The 18,502-nt window shown below is 68.0% G+C and carries 17 protein-coding genes; 9 read left to right on the top strand and 8 right to left on the bottom strand.

What is annotated here, in order from left to right:
* The first annotated feature begins 3 nt into the window (after positions 1-3).
* Genes D7006_RS00685 through D7006_RS00665 form a run of 5 tightly spaced genes read left to right on the top strand, consistent with a single transcriptional unit; the run spans position 4 to position 4,535 of the window.
* Positions 4-1,029, top strand: coding sequence for an ABC transporter substrate-binding protein (locus tag D7006_RS00685; protein WP_237355168.1), 1,026 nt, complete (start codon positions 4-6; stop codon positions 1,027-1,029).
* A 21-nt stretch (positions 1,030-1,050) separates the two neighbouring features.
* Complete coding sequence (locus D7006_RS00680; protein WP_169123232.1) at positions 1,051-1,869, top strand: ABC transporter permease; 819 nt, start codon at positions 1,051-1,053, stop codon at positions 1,867-1,869.
* Between the two features lie 9 nt (positions 1,870-1,878).
* Positions 1,879-2,670 carry an ABC transporter permease gene (locus D7006_RS00675; protein WP_169123233.1) on the top strand — a complete coding sequence of 264 codons (792 nt, stop codon included), beginning with the start codon at positions 1,879-1,881 and terminating at the stop codon, positions 2,668-2,670.
* A complete protein-coding gene (locus tag D7006_RS00670) occupies positions 2,667-3,707 on the top strand; it encodes an ABC transporter ATP-binding protein (protein WP_237355167.1) in 1,041 nt (346 codons plus the stop codon). Before D7006_RS00675 ends, D7006_RS00670 begins: the two co-directional genes overlap by 4 nt.
* Before the next feature lie 3 nt (positions 3,708-3,710).
* Positions 3,711-4,535: a phosphodiesterase gene (locus D7006_RS00665; RefSeq protein ID WP_237355165.1), complete on the top strand. Its 825-nt coding sequence runs from the start codon at positions 3,711-3,713 to the stop codon at positions 4,533-4,535.
* Positions 4,536-4,593: 58 nt separating this feature from the next.
* On the opposite strand, the gene hemA is transcribed toward D7006_RS00665, so the two are convergent.
* Positions 4,594-5,877: a 5-aminolevulinate synthase gene (hemA, locus tag D7006_RS00660; RefSeq protein ID WP_169123236.1), complete on the bottom strand. Its 1,284-nt coding sequence runs from the start codon at positions 5,875-5,877 to the stop codon at positions 4,594-4,596.
* An 828-nt stretch (positions 5,878-6,705) separates the two neighbouring features.
* On the opposite strand from hemA, the gene D7006_RS00655 reads away from it, so the two are divergent.
* On the top strand, positions 6,706-7,836 hold the full coding sequence (locus tag D7006_RS00655; RefSeq protein WP_169123237.1) for a type III PLP-dependent enzyme: 1,131 nt from the start codon (positions 6,706-6,708) through the stop codon (positions 7,834-7,836).
* 270 nt (positions 7,837-8,106) lie between these two features.
* Entirely contained in the window at positions 8,107-8,661 is a 555-nt protein-coding gene (locus D7006_RS00650; protein ID WP_229646175.1) for a GNAT family N-acetyltransferase, read from the top strand.
* An 84-nt stretch (positions 8,662-8,745) separates the two neighbouring features.
* Here D7006_RS00650 and D7006_RS00645 read toward each other — a convergent pair whose 3' ends face one another.
* The 4 genes from D7006_RS00645 to D7006_RS00630 form a co-directional block, all read right to left on the bottom strand.
* Positions 8,746-9,108 (bottom strand): MmcQ/YjbR family DNA-binding protein, encoded by a 363-nt coding sequence (locus tag D7006_RS00645; RefSeq protein ID WP_237355164.1) that lies wholly within the window; start codon positions 9,106-9,108, stop codon positions 8,746-8,748.
* A 36-nt stretch (positions 9,109-9,144) separates the two neighbouring features.
* Positions 9,145-10,575 (bottom strand): homospermidine synthase, encoded by a 1,431-nt coding sequence (locus tag D7006_RS00640; protein WP_237355162.1) that lies wholly within the window; start codon positions 10,573-10,575, stop codon positions 9,145-9,147.
* A 249-nt stretch (positions 10,576-10,824) separates the two neighbouring features.
* Positions 10,825-12,042 carry an MFS transporter gene (locus tag D7006_RS00635; RefSeq protein ID WP_237355160.1) on the bottom strand — a complete coding sequence of 406 codons (1,218 nt, stop codon included), beginning with the start codon at positions 12,040-12,042 and terminating at the stop codon, positions 10,825-10,827.
* Between the two features lie 191 nt (positions 12,043-12,233).
* A complete protein-coding gene (locus D7006_RS00630) occupies positions 12,234-13,451 on the bottom strand; it encodes a polyhydroxyalkanoate depolymerase (RefSeq protein ID WP_229646171.1) in 1,218 nt (405 codons plus the stop codon).
* 382 nt (positions 13,452-13,833) lie between these two features.
* On the opposite strand from D7006_RS00630, the gene D7006_RS00625 reads away from it, so the two are divergent.
* A complete protein-coding gene (locus D7006_RS00625; protein ID WP_169123242.1) occupies positions 13,834-14,484 on the top strand; it encodes a glutathione S-transferase family protein in 651 nt (216 codons plus the stop codon).
* A 15-nt stretch (positions 14,485-14,499) separates the two neighbouring features.
* Positions 14,500-15,288, top strand: a complete 789-nt coding sequence (locus tag D7006_RS00620; RefSeq protein WP_237355159.1) for a sulfite exporter TauE/SafE family protein — start codon at positions 14,500-14,502, stop codon at positions 15,286-15,288.
* Positions 15,289-15,300: 12 nt separating this feature from the next.
* On the opposite strand, the gene D7006_RS00615 is transcribed toward D7006_RS00620, so the two are convergent.
* The 3 genes from D7006_RS00615 to D7006_RS00605 all read right to left on the bottom strand — a co-directional run bounded on the left by D7006_RS00615 (position 15,301) and on the right by D7006_RS00605 (position 18,428).
* Positions 15,301-16,452, bottom strand: a complete 1,152-nt coding sequence (locus D7006_RS00615) for a patatin-like phospholipase family protein (protein WP_229646169.1) — start codon at positions 16,450-16,452, stop codon at positions 15,301-15,303.
* A 71-nt stretch (positions 16,453-16,523) separates the two neighbouring features.
* A complete protein-coding gene (locus D7006_RS00610) occupies positions 16,524-17,273 on the bottom strand; it encodes an acetoacetate decarboxylase (protein WP_169123244.1) in 750 nt (249 codons plus the stop codon).
* A 150-nt stretch (positions 17,274-17,423) separates the two neighbouring features.
* A complete protein-coding gene (locus tag D7006_RS00605) occupies positions 17,424-18,428 on the bottom strand; it encodes a WD40 repeat domain-containing protein (protein ID WP_237355157.1) in 1,005 nt (334 codons plus the stop codon).
* Between the last annotated feature and the right edge of the window lie 74 nt (positions 18,429-18,502).

Here is an 18,502-nt window from a genome sequence, read left to right as displayed (position 1 = left end):
GCCATGCGCCACCTCAAGACCCTCTCCGCCGTGACGCTTTCCGTCCTGACCCTCGCCGCCGTCGCCGTCGCGCCCGCCCGGCCGGCCGCGGCGGCGGACGCCATCTGCTACAATTGCCCGCCCGAATGGGCCGACTGGGGCGCCATGCTGAAGGCCATCAAGGCCGACACCGGCATCGACGTTCCGCAGGACAACAAGAATTCCGGCCAGTCCCTCGCCCAGATCCTGGCGGAGAAGGCGAGCCCGGTGGCGGATGTGGCCTATCTCGGCGTCACCTTCGGCATCAAGGCGAAGGACGCCGGCGTCACCCAGCCCTATGAGCCCAAGGGCTTCGCCGACATTCCCGAAGGCCTGAAGGACAAGGACGGCAACTGGTTCACCATCCATTCCGGCACGCTCGGCCTGTTCGTGAACAAGGATGCGCTGGGCGGCGCGCCGGTGCCGGCCTGCTGGGCCGACCTGCTGAAGCCCGAATACAAGGGCCTCGTCGGCTATCTCGACCCCACCTCCGCCTTCGTGGGCTATGTGGGCGCGGTGGCGGTGAACGGCGCCATGGGCGGCTCGTTCGAGGACTTCAAGCCGGGCATCGAATACTTCAAGAAGCTCCAGGCCAACCAGCCCATCGTGCCCAAGCAGACGTCCTACGCCCGCGTGGTTTCCGGCGAGATCCCGATCCTGTTCGACTACGACTTCAACGCCTATCGCGCGAAGTACAACGAGAAGGGCAACTTCGCCTTCGTCATCCCCTGCGAGGGTTCGGTCGTCGTCCCCTATGTGATGACCATGGTGAAGGGCGCGCCGCACCCCGAGGCGGCCAAGAAGGTGCTCGACTACGTGCTCTCCGACAAGGGACAGGCCATGTGGGCCAAGGCCTATCTGCGCCCCGCCCGCAACATCGCGCTGCCGCCGGAAATCGCCAGCCGCTTCCTGCCGGCCGCGGACTATGCCCGCGCGAAGCCCGTGGACTATGCTCGCATGGAGACGGCGCAGAAGGCCTTCTCCGACGCCTACCTCAACAACGTGAAGTGAGGCGGGCTCGCGCCTGACGCCATGCACAGCGCCGATCGCCTCGCCCGCCTGTTCCTGCTGCCGCTCTTCCTGTTCGTGGCGGCCTTCTTCCTGCTGCCCATGGTGCGGCTCATCGGTGTGGCGGGGTCCGGCCCCAACGGGATGGCGGAGTATGTCGCCATCCTCACCAACCCGCGCTACGTCGCGACGCTGGTCGCGACGCTGCTGCTCTCGGCGGCGGTGACGGCGGCGACCCTCGCCATCGGCACCGTCGTCGCCCTGTTCCTCGCCCGCAACCGCTTCTGGGGCCGGCCGCTGCTGGTCTCGTGCCTCACCCTGCCGCTGGCCTTTCCCGGCGTGGTGGTGGGCTTCATGGTGATCCTGCTCGCCGGCCGGCAGGGGCTGCTCGCCAGCCTCTCCATGGGCCTCGGCATGGGGCGATGGGTGTTCGCCTATTCCATGGCCGGCCTGTTCGCGGGCTATGTCTATTTCTCTTTGCCGCGGGTGCTCGTGACCCTCATGGCCGCCGTGGAGAAGCTTGATCCGGCGCTGGAGGAGGCGGCCCGCTCGCTCGGCGCAGGGCGCTTCGAGGTGCTCAGGGACGTGACCCTGCCGGGCATCGCGCCGGCGCTGATGGCTTCCGGGGCCATCGCCTTCGCCACGGCCATGGGGGCGTTCGGCACCGCCTTCACGCTGGCGACGCGCATCGATGTGCTGGCGATGACCATCTATACGGAGTTTACCCTCAACGCGAACTTCGCCACGGCGGCGGCGCTCTCCATCGCCCTCGGCCTCATCACCTGGGCGGTGCTCGCCCTCTCGCGCAACCTCGCCGGCTCCGGCGTGGCGGCGGCGGGCTGAGGGCGATCCATGAAAACCCATCGCCTCACCTTCGCCTTCCAGCTGTTCGTCACCTTGCTGGCGGCCGCCTTCCTGATGGTGCCGGCCGGCGCCTCCATCCTCGCCGGCTTCACCGCCAACTATTTCCGCGGCGTCTCCTCCGGCCTCACCCTGGATTGGGTGAAGCAGGTGCTGGCGCTTTATTCGGACACCATCTGGCTTTCCATCGGCATCGCGCTCGGCACCCTCGCGGCGACCCTCGTCCTCGCTGTACCTGCCGCCTGGGCGCTGGTGCGGCGCCCCTCGCGGCTTGCCCGCATCGTGGAAGAGGTGGTGACGCTGCCGGTCGCGGTGCCCGGCCTTGCCTTGGCGCTGGCGCTCATCCTCGCCTACGGCGCCATCCGCGAGTTCCGCATGAGCCCGGCCTTCATCCTCACCGGCCACGTGCTCTACACTTTGCCCTTCATGCTGCGCTCGGTGATGGCGGTGCTCGCCGCCGTCGATATCCGCTCGCTGGAGGAAGGCGCGGCGTCGCTGGGCGCCTCGCCGCTGCAGCGCTTCTTCCATGTGGTGCTTCCCAATGCGAAGGGCGGCATCCTCGCCGGGGCGCTGATGGTGGTGACGCTCTCCATCGGCGAGTTCAACCTCACCTGGATGCTGCACACGCCGCTGACCAAGACGCTGCCGGTGGGCCTCGCCGACAGCTACGCCTCCATGCGACTCGAAATCGCGAGCGCCTACACGCTGGTCTTCTTCGTCATGATCGTGCCCCTGCTCCTCGCCCTCCAGCTGTTCGGCCGCACCACGGGGAGCGCGCGATGACCGCCCCCACCGGCGCCGCCATTTCCATCGCCGGCTGCGGCAAGACCTATCCGGACGGCACGCGGGCGCTCTCGCCGGTGGATCTGGAGGTGAAGGCGGGCGAGACGCTGGTGCTGCTCGGCCCCTCCGGCTGCGGCAAGACCACCCTCCTGCGCCTCATCGCCGGGCTGGAGACGCCCGACGTCGGCGGGCGCATCGCCTTCGACGGCGCGGACGTGACGGCCCTGCCCATCGAGAAGCGCAACGTGGGCATGGTGTTCCAGTCCTACGCTTTGTTCCCCAACATGAGCGTCATCGACAACGTGGCCTATGGCCTGCGCGTGCGCGGCGTGGCAACGGACGCGCGGCGGGCGCAGGCGGCCTCCGTGCTCGCCATGATGCGCATCGAGGCGCTGGCCGAGCGGCGCATCGACCAATTGTCCGGCGGGCAGCGCCAGCGCGTCGCCCTGGCCCGGGCGCTCGCCGTGCGGCCGCGCGTGCTGCTGCTGGACGAGCCTTTGACCGCCCTCGATGCCGCCCTGCGCGAGCATCTGCGCAGCGAGATCGACGCGCTGCTGCGCCGCCTCGCCATCACCGCCGTCTACGTCACCCACGACCAGGCCGAGGCGCTGGCGCTGGGCGACCGCATCGTGGTGATGAAGAACGGCGCCATCGCCCAGGTGGGCACGCCGCGGGAGGTGTACTTCCAGCCTGCGGACGATTATGTCGCCGGCTTCGTCGGCATCACCAACCGGCTGGAGGGCATCGTGCGCAACGGCCGCTTCGAGACTGCCGCCGGCATCCTGCGCGTCGCGGCGCCGGACCGCGCCAAGGCGCGTCTCCTGTTCCGCCCCGAGGCCGTGCGCCTCGTGAGCCCGGCCGACGCGACGCTGGTGTTTCAGGTGACGCAGGTGGAGTTTCAGGGGCCGCGCCAGCGGGTAACGCTGAATGCGGGCGACGGAACACGCATCATCGCCGAGGCGCCCGCCGACCTGCCCCTGAGCGCCGGCACCGCCATCGGCCTCGTCCTCGACGCCAACCGCTACATTCTGGCCTGACCCATGCTGATCGCCCAGCTCACCGACACCCACATCCGCCGCCCCGGCACGCTCGCTTACGGGGTAGTGGACACCGCGACCTATCTGGAAGCTGCGGTGGCGCACATCCTGTCCCTGGACCCGCGCCCCGATGCGGTGATCGTCACCGGCGACCTGACCGATTTCGACGACCCGGAAGAATTCGCCCGCTTCCGCGCCATCGTCGCGCCCCTCGGCCTGCCGCTGTTTCCCATTCCCGGCAATCACGACAGTTCCGCCGGGCTGCTGGCCGCCTTTCCCGAGATCGCCGCGCGCTGCGCGGGCGGGCGGGTGAACTATGTGGTGGAGGATTTCCCGCTGCGGCTGGTGATGCTCGATTCCACCGTCTACGGCCGCCCCCATGGCACGCTGGGCGACGAGGGCCTCGCCTTCCTCGATGCCGCGCTCGCCGCCGCGCCGGACCGGCCGGCGCTGGTCTCAACCCACCATCCGCCGTTCCTCACCGGCATCCGCCACATGGACGTGCAGAACCTGTTCGATGCTCCGGCGCTGGAGGCGGTGCTGCGGCGGCATCCGCAGGTCTTGGGCTTCACCTGCGGCCACGTGCATCGGGCGGTGACGACCACCTTCGCCGGCATGGCCGCCACCATCGCGCCAGCCCCGGCCCATTCGGTCAGCCTCGCGCTGGACCCGGACGCGCCGCCGACCTTCCACATGGAGCCGCCGAGCCTGTCGCTGCACCTGTTGAAAGACGGGCGCCTGGTGACCCACCGCAGCTTCATCGGCAGCTTTTCCGGCCCGCATCCCTTCTTCCGGCCGGACGGCAAGGCCATCGGCACGCTGGGCTGAGCCTCAAAAACAAAAAGCCCCGGCACAGCCGGGGCTTTTCAGTCGGGGAGAGATCGGGTCAGCCGCCAGCCATCGGCAGCGGGATGGGCGCCGCCCCGGCCGCGGTGCTGCGCGAGGCGGTGTGCTGCGTCACCCGGTCCGCATAGGGCAGCTCCAGCCGCTCCCACACGTCCGACAGAGCGGTCGCCAGATGGGCGATCAGCGCGTCGTCGTGGAACGGGGTGGGGGTGATGCGCAGGCGTTCCGTGCCGCGCGGCACGGTGGGGTAGTTGATGGGCTGGATATAGATGCCGTACTCGGCGAGCAGCAGGTCCGAAGCCATCTTGCAGGCCTTGGCGTCGCCCACCATCACCGGAACGATGTGGGTCGGCGTCTCCATCTGCGGCAGGCCGGCGGCGGCGAGGGCCGCCTTGACCTTGGCCACCTGGGTGCGCTGGCCGGTGCGTTCGGCCTGCGAATTCTTGAGGTGGCGCACCGAGGCGGTGGCCGCGGCAGCAACGGCCGGCGGCAGCGCGGTGGTGAAGATGAAGCCCGGCGCATAGGAGCGCACGGCATCGATGACGAGGCGCTTGCCGGTGATGTAGCCGCCGACCACGCCGAAGGCCTTGCCCAGCGTGCCCTCGATCACGTCCACCCGGTGCATCACGCCGTCACGCTCGGCGACGCCGCCGCCGCGCTCGCCATACATGCCGACCGCGTGCACCTCGTCGAGATAGGTCATGGCGCCGTAGCGCTCGGCGAGGTCGCAGATGGCGCCGATGGGGGCGATGTCGCCGTCCATGGAATAGACGCTCTCGAACACCACGAGCTTGGGCCGGTCGCCCGCCGCCTTCAGCAGCTCTTCGAGATGGTCGAGGTCGTTGTGGCGGAAGATCGCCTTCTGCCGGCCGCCGTGGCGGACGCCCTCGATCATGGAATTGTGGTTCAGCTCGTCCGAGATCACCACGCAGTCGGGGATCAGCTTGACGATGGTGGAGATGCCGGTGGCGTTGGAAATGTAGCCCGACGTGAAGACGAGGCCGGATTCCTTGCCGTGCAGGTCGGCGAGCTCGCGCTCCAGCATCACGATCTCATGGCTGTTGCCCGAGATGTTGCGGGTGCCGCCGGCCCCGGCGCCGCGCGCCTTGGCCGCGTCGCACATGGCGGCGACCACGTCGGGATGGCTGCCCATGCCGAGATAGTCGTTGGAGCACCACACCACGATGTCACGCGGACCGCCCGGCGAGTGCCACACCGCCCGCGGGAAGTGCGAGGCGTCGCGCTCGATCTCGGCGAAGGTGCGATAGCGGCGCTCCTTGCGCAGGGCGTCGATGGCGTCGGCAAAGAAGGTGTCGTAGGTCATTCCGAACCCTGCGGCGGCAGACGGGATCGCGGGTGGATCCTCATTGTTCTAAGATTATGCTGCAAGCTTGCTCCTTGTATTGATGCCAATCAAGGGCTGAGCGCGACGCGCGGCGATCCGGCGCAACCCCGTGCAGGAACTGCACAAATGCCGCACCGCAACAGGCCGTGCGGAAGCAAGGTAGGGCAACGGCCTTCCGTGCAGCTTGCGTGAAAATGGCGGCTTCCGGCGGATCACGCCGCGACCTGCGCAATCTTGTCAGACCTGCCCTGCGCCGGCGCACTGATTTTCATCAAATTGCCTCTTGCACGGGCGGGGCGAATCCCCTAAATCCGCGTTGCCCAAATTCGCACGTGCCTGTGGTCGCGTGTCGGTCGGTAGGATCTCCGGACAAGAGGCCGGAAAGCTGCCAGGACGATCGACAAGCCGGAGGGAACCGGCCCACCCCGCTCCTCAATGCGGGGGACGTGACTTGAAGCAACGACGTAAGGGCTTTTTTGGTCTCGGTCGGCCCTCCAAAGGTCGGCGTTACTAAAGAGGCACTACATCTTGCCGGCCGTGCGGAGCGGGATATCCCCTCTCCAATCGTGCGCAGTCGTCTCCACCCTGCTTAGCCCTTTGGCCAAGCGGGCGGTTCTGCTGCCGTTCGGTCCGATGATGCGGCCGGGTAAAGCCCCGGCGAAGCGGGTACGGCCCGCAGACGGTCGGCGTGTCCACATCGCCGGGCGAATGCGAGCGCGTGCCCCGGGCTCTCCCAGAAGGAGCGTCCGTCCTGTCGTCGCGCAGTTCCCTGCGCTTCACGAGGCTTCAGGTCACGGGGAGGTATCCATGACCGATCGCATCCGCGAATTCCTGCGTACCCGACGAGAGGATGGCCCCTGCGTGGTGGTGGACCTCGACGTGGTCCGCACCAACTATCTCTCGTTCGCCCGCGCGCTGCCGGACACCCGCGTGTTCTATGCCGTGAAGGCGAATCCCGATGCCGCCATCCTGACGGCGCTGGAGGAGCTCGGCTCCTCGTTCGACTGCGCCTCCACCGGCGAGATCGACATGGTGCTCGCCACCGGCGCGGGCGCCGACCGCATCTCCTTCGGCAACACCATCAAGAAGGAGCGCGACATCGAGCGCGCCTTCAAGCTGGGCGTGCGCCTGTTCGCGGTCGATTCCTACGAGGAAGTCGAGAAGATCGCCCGCGTCGCCCCCGGCGCCAAGGTGTTCTGCCGCATCCTCTGCGACGGTGCCGGCGCCGAATGGCCCCTGTCGCGCAAGTTCGGCTGCGAGCCGGAGATGGCGGCGGACGTGCTGGAGCACGCCCATCGCCTCGGCCTCGCTGCCTATGGCGTGTCCTTCCACGTGGGCTCGCAGCAGAAGAACGTGCACGCCTGGGACGGCGCGCTCGCCTCTGCCGCCGCGATCTTCCGCGCCTGCGCCGAGCGGGGCATCTCGCTGTCCATGGTCAATCTGGGCGGCGGCTTCCCCACCCGCTACCTGCAGGACGTGCCGGGCGCCATCTCCTATGGCGAGGCGATCTTCGCCTCCCTGCGCCGCCACTTTGGCAACGCGATTCCCGAGACCATCATGGAGCCGGGCCGCGGCATGGTGGGCAATGCCGGCCTGATCGAGACCGAGGTCGTCCTCATCTCGAAGAAGTCCGAGCAGGACGCCATGCGCTGGGTCTATCTCGACATCGGCAAGTTCGGCGGCCTCGCCGAGACGATGGACGAGGCGATCCGCTACCCGCTGCGCACCCCGCGCGACGGCGACGACACCGCCCCCTGCGTGCTGGCCGGCCCGACCTGCGATTCGGCCGACGTGATGTATGAGAAGACCCCGGTCGAGCTGCCGCTTTCGCTCTCGATCGGCGACAAGATCATCATCGAGGCGTGCGGCGCCTACACCACCACCTATTCGGCGGTGGCGTTCAACGGCTTCCCGCCGCTGAAGTCCTACGTGATCTGAGGCGGCTTCCGCCGCCGAAAGATCCAAGCTCCCGTGGCTCCCTGAGCGGAGCCACGCAGAGACCGCCCGCGCGGCGCCCGAGCGTATTCCGCGACCCGGCCGCAGAAGGTCCCCCGGCATCGGCTTCCCGCCGTCCGGGGCGTGAGGAGGGGATGTGTCCCCTCGTCTTCCGCACCCGTCCCCGAAGGCGATCGCCCCGAAGGTATTTTCCTGGCTGTGATGCAGCCGGGACGGGCTTCTTCACCTCTCACGTTGGCGCAGGAGCTGCCGATGACCGAGATCGTGCTTGAATCCGTGGAAGATGTGGCCCCCCGCGAGGCCCTGCTCGACCTCACCATGGGCGAGGGGCGCAAGGCCAAGTCGTCCGAGCGTCTGCGCGAGGGCCGCCTGCCGGCGGAAGGCCTCGCCTTCTCCGCCCACGGCCCGGACGGCCGTCTGGCCGGTACCGTGCGGCTGTGGAACGTGACGGCGGGCCCCGCCCGTCCGGCTCTGCTGCTCGGCCCGCTCGCGGTCCATCCCTGGTTCCGCACCCGCGGCCTGGGCGGCGACATGATGCGCGCCTCCATCGCGGCGGCACGGGCCAAGGGCCACGGCGCCATCCTGCTGGTGGGCGATGCGGCCTATTACGAGCGCTTCGGCTTCTCCGCGGAGAAGACTGGGCAGCTCTGGATGCCCGGCGCCTATGACCGCAACCGGCTGCTCGCGCTGGAGCTGAAAGCCGGTGCGCTGGATGGCGCCCGCGGCCTCATCAGCCCCACGGGCACCCGCATCGCCCTGCCCTCGCTGGCAGAGCTTCTGGCGCCGGCGCTGCTGAAGTCCGCCTGACGCGTCCGCGACGCGCCAACGTCGAGACAGCCCACGACAAAATCCCCGGCTCGATCCATCGAGCCGGGGATTTTTGTTTATGGGTCAGGCCTCAGATTCCGAAGCCGTTCGCCGCTTCGGCTTCGACTTGGCTTTGGGTGCGGCGAGGCGGTGCGCTGCCTGAAGCGCCGAGGCGAGCGTCGCCGCGTCCACCATTGTGAGGTCGCAGCGGGTGGCGCCCATCCTGCCCCATCCTCCCGGAACCGGGGCGAAGGCCTCGGGCACCTGCTCGCAGTAGAAATCGCGCAGGTCGGGATCGAACATCAGATTGAGGTCGAGCCCGCTCGGCCCCAACGTCGCAAAGATCTTGCGTGGCGTGCGGAAGGCACGCCGATCGACGTGCGGCGCCTCGCTCGCCTCAGGCAGAGCGAGGGCCATCTCCCGGACACGCGCGGCATCGACCGCCATCGAAGGTCTCCTTTGGACGGGAGACCTCCGCTGGCCTCACCGCACGATGATGTTCTTGAACTGCCAGGGATCCTCGAGGTCGAGGTCCTCGGGGAACAGCTTCTGCCGGCCGGTGAGGGGCGTCCAGTCCGTATAGGTGCCGATCACCGGGCCGAGATAGGGCAGCTGCACTTCGAGGCAGCGGCGGAAGTCCATCTCGTCGGCCTCGACGATGCCGGCCTCGGGATTTTCCAGCGCCCACACCATGCCGGCGAGCACGGCGGAGGTCACCTGCAGGCCGGTGGCGTTCTGGTAAGGGGCGAGCTCGCGCGTCTCCTCGATGGAGAGCTGGGAGCCGAACCAGTAGGCATTCCGGGCGTGGCCGTAGATGAGCACGCCCAGTTCGTCGATGCCGTCGACGATCTCGTGCTCGTCGAGGATCTTCCAGCTCTCCTGGAAGTGCCCGCCATTGCCGAACATCTCGTGCAGCGACAGCACCGCGTCGTTGCAGGGGTGGTAGGCGTAGTGGCAGGTCGGGCGGTAGAGCACCTGGTCGCCGTCGCGGACGGTGAGATAGTCGGCGATGGAGATGCTCTCGTTGTGGGTGACGAGGAAGCCGTACTGGGCCTGCGGCGTCGGCGTCCACGAGCGCACGCGGGTGGCGGCGCCGGCGGAGAGCAGGTAGATGGCCGCGCCGCAGCCCCCTTCGTGGGTGCGGCCGTCCGCCGGCAGGCTCTTCTCGTGGGTGCCCCAGCCCAGTTCGGCCGGCTGCAGGCCCTCGGAGACGAAGCCCTCCACCGACCAGGTGTTCCAGAACTGGCCCATCACCTTCGGCTCGCGGGCGCGCTGGGTGTCGCGCTCGGCGATGTGGATGCCCTTGATGCCGAGGCTGCGGGCAAACTGCGCCCATTCCTCGCGGGTCTTCGGCTCCGGCCGGTCGAGGCCGGTGTCGGCGGCGATGTTGAGCATCGCCTGCTTCACGAACCAGGACACCATGCCGGGATTGGCGCCGCAGGTGGACACCGCGGTGGTGCCGCCGGGATTGCGGCGACGGGCGGCGAGCAGGCTCTCGCGCAGCGCATAATTGGTGCGGGCGGCGGTAGGCATCGCCTCATCGAAATAGAAGCCCTTCCAGGGCTCCACCACGGTGTCGATGTAGAGCGCGCCGATCTCGCGGCACAGCTCCATCACCGCCACCGAGGACACGTCCACGGAGAGGTTCACGCAGAAGCCGCGGCCGCCGCCATTGGTGAGCAGCGGGGTCAGCAGGTCGCGATAATTCTCGGCGGTCACTTCCGACTGGACGTAGCGGATGCCCCGGGAATCCAGCAGCTTGCGGTGGTCCGCCACCGGATCGATCACCACCATGCGCTCGCGGTCGAAATCGAAATGGCGCTCGATGAGCGGCAGGGTGCCCCTGCCGATCGAGCCGAATCCGATCATCACGATGGGGCCGTCGATCTTTGCGTGGACCGGCCAGTCGCTCATGGTGAAACACTCCTCGGGGTGGCAGCGCCGGCTCGTCACGGCGCCGCGAAAGTCACGGGACGCGCGACAACGGGGCAACCCGTGACATCGGCGCGGCGTGGATACGATGCCGCGCTCGGGCGCGGCGGGGGAAAGGCAGCGCCAAAGCGCGTGCGGGCGCACCATGGGAAAAGCGCAGCCCGGCGTCAACCGAAGAGCTTGAGCAAAGCCGGCAAACCAAGCAGCGGCGCGGGCGCGGCGGGGTTTGGATCAGCGCCGGGTTTCAACCTTCACCGGCATCGCGTCGACATGGAAGAGTGCGGGAAAGAGCCGCGTCCACAGCGCCACGACCATGAGCGTGCCGACGCCCCCCACCACCCCCGCACCCACCGCGCCGATGAGTGCGGCCACCATGCCGGATTCGAATTCCCCGAGCTGGTTGGAGGTGCCGACGAACAGGGAATTCACCGCGCTGACCCGCCCGCGCATCTCGTCCGGCGTGGAGAGCTGCACGAGGGACGAGCGGATGACGACGCTCACATTGTCCGCGGCGCCCAGCACGAACAGCGCGCCCAGCGACAAAAGGAAGCTGGAGGAGAGCGCGAACACCACCGTCGCCAGCCCGAACACCGCCACGGCGGCGAACATGACGTGTCCCACCCGGCGGGTGGGCGGCCGGCGCACCAGCACGAGGGACATCAGCACGGCCCCCACCGCCGGCGCGGCGCGCAGGGCGCCGAGGCCCTGCGTTCCCACATGCAGGATCTCGCCCGCATAGATGGGCAGGAGCGCGGTGACGCCGCCGAGCAGCACGGCGAAGAGATCGAGGGAGATGGAGCCCAGCACCACCGGACTGCGGCGGATGAAGGAAAGGCCCGAGAGCAGCGTCTCGAGGGTCATGGCGCTGCGCGGCCCGGGCGCGTGCACGTGGCGGATGAAGGCCATGGAGCCGGCCGCCACCGCATAGCAGGCTGCCGCCAGCGTCAGCGGCACGGCCGGGCCGAAGACATAGGCGAAGCCGCCCACGGCCGGGCCGGCGATGGTCGCCATCTGCATGGCGGAGGAGGCCACCGCCAGCGCCCGCGGCAGCACCTCGCCGGGAACCAGGCGGGGCAGGAGTGCCGCCATGGTCGGCGCCTCGAAGGCGCGGCTGGCGCCGATCGTGATGACGGCGGCATAGATCGGCAGAAGTCCGGCATGGCCGGAGCCTTCCGCGAGGGCGAGAGCCCCCACCGTGAGCGCAGACAGCGTCTGGCAGGCCAGCACGATGCGCCGCCGGTCGAAGGTGTCGGCCGCATGGCCCACCAGCAGGGTCAGGCACAGGATCGGCAGGAACTGGGCGAGGCCCACGAGGCCCAGCGCAGCAGCGCTGCCGGTGAGGCTGTAGACCAGCCAGCCCACCACCACCCCCAGCATCTGGAAGGCCAGCGCCGAGGAGACGCGGCTGATCCAGAACAGCACAAAGGCGGGATGATCCCGAAGCCGCATTTCGGCGGAAGACGCAGCCGCGGTCACGAGGGCAGCAAGGGACGGAGCGGGGGCACGATCACGGGGCAGGTCCGCGGGGTGGCAGGTCCGAAGGCGGGACGCGCGTTGGACCCCGTCCGCGTACCGCCGCAGGCAGGGGTTGGCAACTCATGCCCCAGCGTCCGCTCACGCAGGGTTCAAATGCTCGCCGTTCAATCGCTCGCCAGAATGTGGTTCTGGACGATGGGATAGACCTGAGAGGCCCATTTGCGGCCGGAGAACACGCCGTAATGGCCGACGCCGGCCTGCATGTGATGGCGCTTCTTGTGCGGACGCAGCGCCGAGCAGATGTCCTGCGCCGCCATGGTCTGGCCGATGGAGCAGATGTCGTCCCGCTCGCCTTCCACCGTCAGCAGCGCCGTCTTGCGGATGGCGCGGAAATCGATGGGTCGGCCGCGATAGGTCAGCTCGCCCTTGGGCAGACGGTATTCCTGGAATACGTAGCGCACGGTCTCAAGGTAGAACTCGGCGGCCAGATCCAACACGGCGAAGTATTCGTCGTAGAAGGCCTTGGTGGTCTCCGCCTTCTCCTCGTCACCCTCGGCGAGGGCGTTGTAGAGGTCGAGGTGCGCCTTGATGTGCCGCGTGAGGTTCATGTTCACGAAGGCGGTAAGCTGGAGGAATCCGGGATAGACCCGCCGCCCCGAGCCGGCGAAACCCTTCGGCACCGTCGAGATCAGGTTCTTCTCGAACCAGGAGATGGGCTTGGAGGTGGCGAGCTCGTTCACCTTGGTGGGGTTGATGCGGCAGTCGATGGGGCCGGCCATGAGCGTCATGGAAGCCGGCACCGCCGGGTTCTTCTCCTGCGCCATCACCGCCGCGGCGACGAGGGACTGCACGCACGGCTGGCACACCGCCACGAGATGGGAGCCGGGCCCCATGATCTCCAGGAAGCGGATGACGTGCTCGACATAATCGTCGAAGCCGAAAGGACCGGCCGAGAGCGGCACCTCGCGGGCGTTGTGCCAGTCCGTGATGTAGACGTCGTGATCCGGCAGCATCGTCTTCACGGTGTTGACGAGCAGCGTCGCGAAATGGCCCGAGAGGGGCGCGACCACGAGGACGCGCGGCTGGGCGACGTCCACGTCCTTCTTGAAGCGCAACAGGGTGCCGAAGGGCAGGACGGCGGCGTTTTCCTCCGTGACCTGAACTTCGCGATTGCCGACTTCAACCGTTTTGATGCCGAAGGATGGTCGGCCGTGGGTGAGGCCGGCGCGCTCGATGAGCTCGTAGGCGGCCGCGAGCTGACGGAAGCCGAGATGGCCGTAGCCATTGACGAGGGGGCCGTTGAGGGTCTGCCGCGCGAGGCTGGCGAAGAACCTCATCGGGCTCATGAGGTCGGCCTGGGCCTGATAGGCGGAATAGATCATGGCAGCGCGCGCCGGACCGTCCGGCACCGCGGTGCCGGAGGAATGAACCTGGAAGAAGTCTGCAGCATGATGCCGAAAGGTCCTTCTGCTCCGCGTCCCCCACGCCCGGCCCCCGACGGCCGGCGGAAGCATTAAGTAGTTGTCGCAGGCCCAGCTTTCCGCTTTGCAGCAAGCCTGAACGGATGTACCTGTTAAGTTGATATTGGAGCTATGCGTGGTGCATTGCAACACGCATCCTTAGCAGTGGGGCTGAAGGCCGAGCGACCGCGCCGGATGCCCGACCAAAGTCGAAGCCGCCGGCTGCGCCAAGAAGAAACAAAGGGCGGAAGGGTCGAGGGGAACGGTCAGGTCAGGGATCGCAAATCCGAGGCACGGGACAGGCATGGCGACGCTCACCATCTCCAGCAAGAATTACTCCTCCTGGTCCATGCGCGGCTGGCTGCTGTGCAAGATGGCCGGCCTCTCCTTCGATGAGGAGCGGGTGCCCACCGACGATCCAGACGCCAAGGCGGAGCTGCTTTTGCTGTCGCCCTCCTTCCTCGTCCCGCGCCTGGTGCACGAGGACGTGACGGTGTGGGACACGCTGGCCATCGCCGCCTTCCTCAATGAAGTCTTCCCCGAGGCCGGGCTGCTGCCCGCCGACCGCGCGGTGCGCGCGCACTGCCTCTCCATCTCCGGCGAGATGCATTCGGGCTTCGCCAACATGCGCTCGGCCCTGCCGATGAACATCAAGGCGCATTATCCGGGCTTCAAGGTCTGGGCCGGCGCGCAGGCGGACATCGAGCGCATCGCCGCCATCTGGCGCGGCTGCCTCACTGCCCATGGCGGTCCGTTCCTGATGGGCGCGACGCCCACCTTGGCCGACGCCATGTATGCGCCCGTCTGCTCGCGCTTCACGACCTACGACGTGAAGCTCGACCCGGAATGCGAGGCCTATCGCGCCCGCATCATGGCGCTGCCGCTGGTGCAGGAATGGATCGACGGAGCCCTGTCCGAGCCGGAAGAGCTGGAAGAGCTGGACGCCGAATTCTGATGCGGCCGATTTCCGGTGATTGAAACGGCGGCCGCCGCCGTCGCCTCGGTCAATCCGGGGCTGATCGCCGCCGGCTTCGCCGTGCTCGTGCTGGCGGGCATGGTGAAGGGCGTCATCGGCATGGGCCTGCCGACGGTCGGCATCGGCCTGCTCAGCGTGTTCCTGGCGCCGCCCGATGCGGCGGCGCTGCTCATCCTGCCCGCGACCGTCACCAATTTCTGGCAATACTTCACCGGGCCGAACATCCTGCCCATCGCCCGGCGCTTCTTCTGGATGATGGTGATGGTGGCGGCGGGCACGCTCGTTGGCGGCCTTCTGCTGGGCGGCCTCGCCTCGCCCGCCGCTCAGCCGGTGCTCGGCGCGACGCTGCTGGCCTATGGCGCGCTCGGCCTGTCCTCGGTGCAATTGAAGGTGCCACCGCGGCACGAGCCGTGGCTGTCCCCGCTCATGGGCTTCCTCACCGGCCTCGTCACCGGCACCACCGGCGTCTCGGTCATGCCCTCGGCGCCCTATCTCCAGTCACTGGGGCTGGCGCGGGATGATCTGGTGCAGGCTCTCGGCCTCACCTTCATCGTCTCCACCACCGCACTCGCCGTGGTGCTGTTCCACCCCGGAGACGGCGGCGGGGCGATGGCTGATCCGGCCACCGCGCTCGCGTCCGCAGCCGCATTGCTGCCGGCCTTCATCGGCATGCAGCTCGGCGCCATGGTGCGCCGGGCGGCGTCTCCGCAGATGTTCCGGCGCATCTTCTTCTCCGGCCTCGGCCTGCTCGGCGCCTACATGCTGGCGCGCGGCCTCCTCTGAGCCGGCCGCCTCTCACTCGGAGAGGCGATGGATGTCGTGCACGACGATGCCGATGGAATCGTCGGGCTTGCGCAGCCACTCCGTCCGCCGCAGCGTCTTCACCGTGTCCTCATAGCCGGTCTGCCAGTGCTCGCGCATGGACGTCTGCGAGAATTCATAGTCCTTGGATTCCCGCTCATAGGCCTTCTCCTGATAGATCAGGTGGCAAATGTTGGCGGGGCCGGAGCTGGAATAATCCTCGATGAGGGCGATGTCCTCTTCCGTGCGCAGCTGCTCGGGGATGCGCTGGAGCGCGTCATAGAGCTTGGACCTGAGATCCTGCACCCGGCGAAACACGTCCGTGGTGTAGCGGGTACGGCTCGAATAGCCGATGTCCTTCTGCCGTTCGGACACGTCGAACATGTCCCGCGGCAGCGGCCCGCGCGCGCTGAACAGATCCACCTGGAACACAAGGGCGCTGGGGTGATCCGGCTGGTCGAGCAGGAATTGGAGCGGGGTGTTGGAGACCACACCGCCGTCCCAATAATATTCGCCGTCGATCTTCACGGCGGGAAAGCCAGGCGGGAGCGCGCCGGAGGCCATGATGTGCTCGGGCGCGATCTTGTGCTCCTGATTGTCGAAATAGATGAAGTTGCCGGTGCGCACGTTCACCGCCCCAACCGAGAAGCGCTTCTCGCGGGAATTGATGCGATCGAAGTCAACCAGCCGCAGCAGCGTGTCCCGGAGCGGAGCGGTATCGTAGAAAGACGTCGCCCCGGCGGCGCCCGACGGCAGCATCCAGGGATTGGGAAAGCGTGGCGTGAAGAAACCGCGCTGACCCTGCAGGATGGTGCGGGTCGCGCTAAGTTGGTTCCGCCACTGGCGGAAGATATCGCCTTCGAGGTCGAAGGGCAGGATGCGCTGGGAGGTGATGGTCTCCCAGAAGTCCCGGAGCTTCGTCACCCGGTCCTGCGGCGCGTTGCCGGCGATGATGGCCGAGTTGATGGCACCGATGGACACGCCGGATATCCAGTTCGGATCGCACCCGACCTCGGACAGGGCCTCGTAGACGCCGGCCTGATAGGCACCGAGCGCGCCGCCACCCTGGAACACCAGCGCCACGCGCTTGTATTCGTCGATGATGTCGCACAGTTCGGCGGAACGCTGGTTGGCTGCCTCGGTCATCGACCCTCACCTTCTTGAAGTTGCTTCCCTCGACCGGCGGCGCGCATTGCGCCGCCGCTGGAAGGCGGACGTCAGGCGCCGTTTTCCTTCATGTAGTCGTAGACCACCTCGCCGAGGCCGAGCGTCAGGTCGGCCTTGATGTGCACGGCGGAGAGAACCTCCAGCACCGGCAGCGCAGCGACGTTGCACAGAGCGTGCGGGAACAGGCCGAGGGCGCCGGGCCCGACCCAGCATTCCTTGAGCGTGACGTCCACGAGATAGTAGCGCACCAGCTCGCAGATGCGGGGGGTGGCGTCCACGTCCGGGATGATCTTGAGCAGGAAGCTCGGGGTGAGCAGAGAGGCGAGGATCTTCTCCTTGTCGCCGGCGACCCACTTGTAGCCCATGGTCGCGGAGGCGCAGAGCACGCTGCCGTAATGGAGGGTGCCGACCAGCGTGTCGGTCTCCACCTTGAGCTTCGGCTGGGCGTACTTCTTGGGAAAGCCCCACAGCTCGCGTCCGCCGGCGATGGGGGATTCGTCGTCCAGATACATGGAGTGGACGTAGCCGCCTTCCTGCCCGTTGAAGCGGACCGGAATGACCTGTCCGGTCTCGGTATAGTCACCGAAGCCGGTGGAATCGGGCATGCGGATGAATTCGTACTTCACCACCGGCTCGGTGATCTCGAGCGGCTCGGGCACCACCTTCGCGAGCGCCTCCGGATCGGTCCGGTAGGTGATGATCATGTATTCGCGGTCGATGAAGCGGTAGGGCCCCGGCGGGAAGGAGGGGTTGGTGAGCGGCATCGAGTAGGCAGTGCGGCGGACGTCGGCGATCTTCATCGGCAGGTCTCTCGTGCGCTTGTCCCGTTTCGCACCTGCGAATGGACGCCGCCAAGGTAGAGCGGACGCGCGCCCGTGAAAAGCCGCCCGCAGCACAAGTTTCCTGTGCGGCTAAGGACTTGGTGCGCCACGCGGGTACCGCGCCGCGGCTCAGAAGGCCAGCAGCCCGCCCTGGCCCTTTTCCGTCCCGAACGCAACGGCACCGCCGGAGCCATGCCAGGCGATGGCGGTCACGGGGTCGGTGTCGGGGGCGCGCAGCAGGATCTCGGCGCCGTCCGAGATGCGCACCATCATCACCATGCCGTCCTCGTAGCCGATGGCGATCACCGGGTCCTTGGGGTGGGGTGCAACCACCGTCACCCGCGAGGTGGGCGATGGCGCCAGCATGGCCGGCTCCTTGCCCATGGGGCCGTCCTTGGCCTGGAAGGGCCACAGGATGGCCTCGCCCGAGCCGGAGGTGGCGAGCCACTTGCCGTCGGCGGTGAAGGCGAAGGACTTCACCCGCGAGGGATAGCCGGACATGCGCATGTGCGCGCCGTCCACCACGCGCCAGCCGTGCAACGCCGGCTCCTGCATGGTGGTGACGAGGAAGCGGCCGTCGGGCGAGAACGTCACGCCGAGGTGCGAGCCCTTCCAGCCATAGACCTCCGGCTTGGCGCCCGCCGCATTGGGAAACCACAGCGACACGCCGCCATAATGCGCCACCGCGAGGCGCAGGCCCTTGGGGGCGAAGGCGAGGCCGCCCACGGTGGAGGGCACTTCCAGCGACTTCGCCTCGCCCTTGGCCTGCAATACGTGGGCGACCTTGCCGGCCGAATAGGCCACGGCCCCGTCCGGCCCCAGCGCCACCCGGTCGATCCAGCGCCCCTTCTGCTGCGCCAGCTCGCGGGTGGAGCCGTCCGACAGCAGCTCCATCACCCGCCCGTCGTCACCGCCGGTCACCAGCCGCTTGCCGTCCGAGGCCGCGCTCAACACGCCACCTTGATGCACCACGACCGCAACCGGCGTCGCCCCTTCCTCGAGCCCAATCAGGAACACCGCGCCGTCCGTGCCGACGAAGGCGACCTTCGAATCAAGAAAAGCGAGGGCGACGATGCCGGTCTCGAAGGCGAGCGGCCGGACCTTGCTGGTGAGGCTGGACGGGGCGGAAACCATGGTGCTCTGATCCCGGTGATGGACGGGGCGTTCCTTAAGGCACCGATGCGGGCCGCTGGCAACACCCCCTCTGC

The organism is Xanthobacter sp. YC-JY1 (assembly GCF_021730305.1).
Lineage (GTDB): Bacteria > Pseudomonadota > Alphaproteobacteria > Rhizobiales > Xanthobacteraceae > Xanthobacter > Xanthobacter flavus.
The sequence above is the reverse complement of the archived record's forward strand: the minus strand, read 5'-3'. Positions and strand labels throughout refer to the sequence as shown.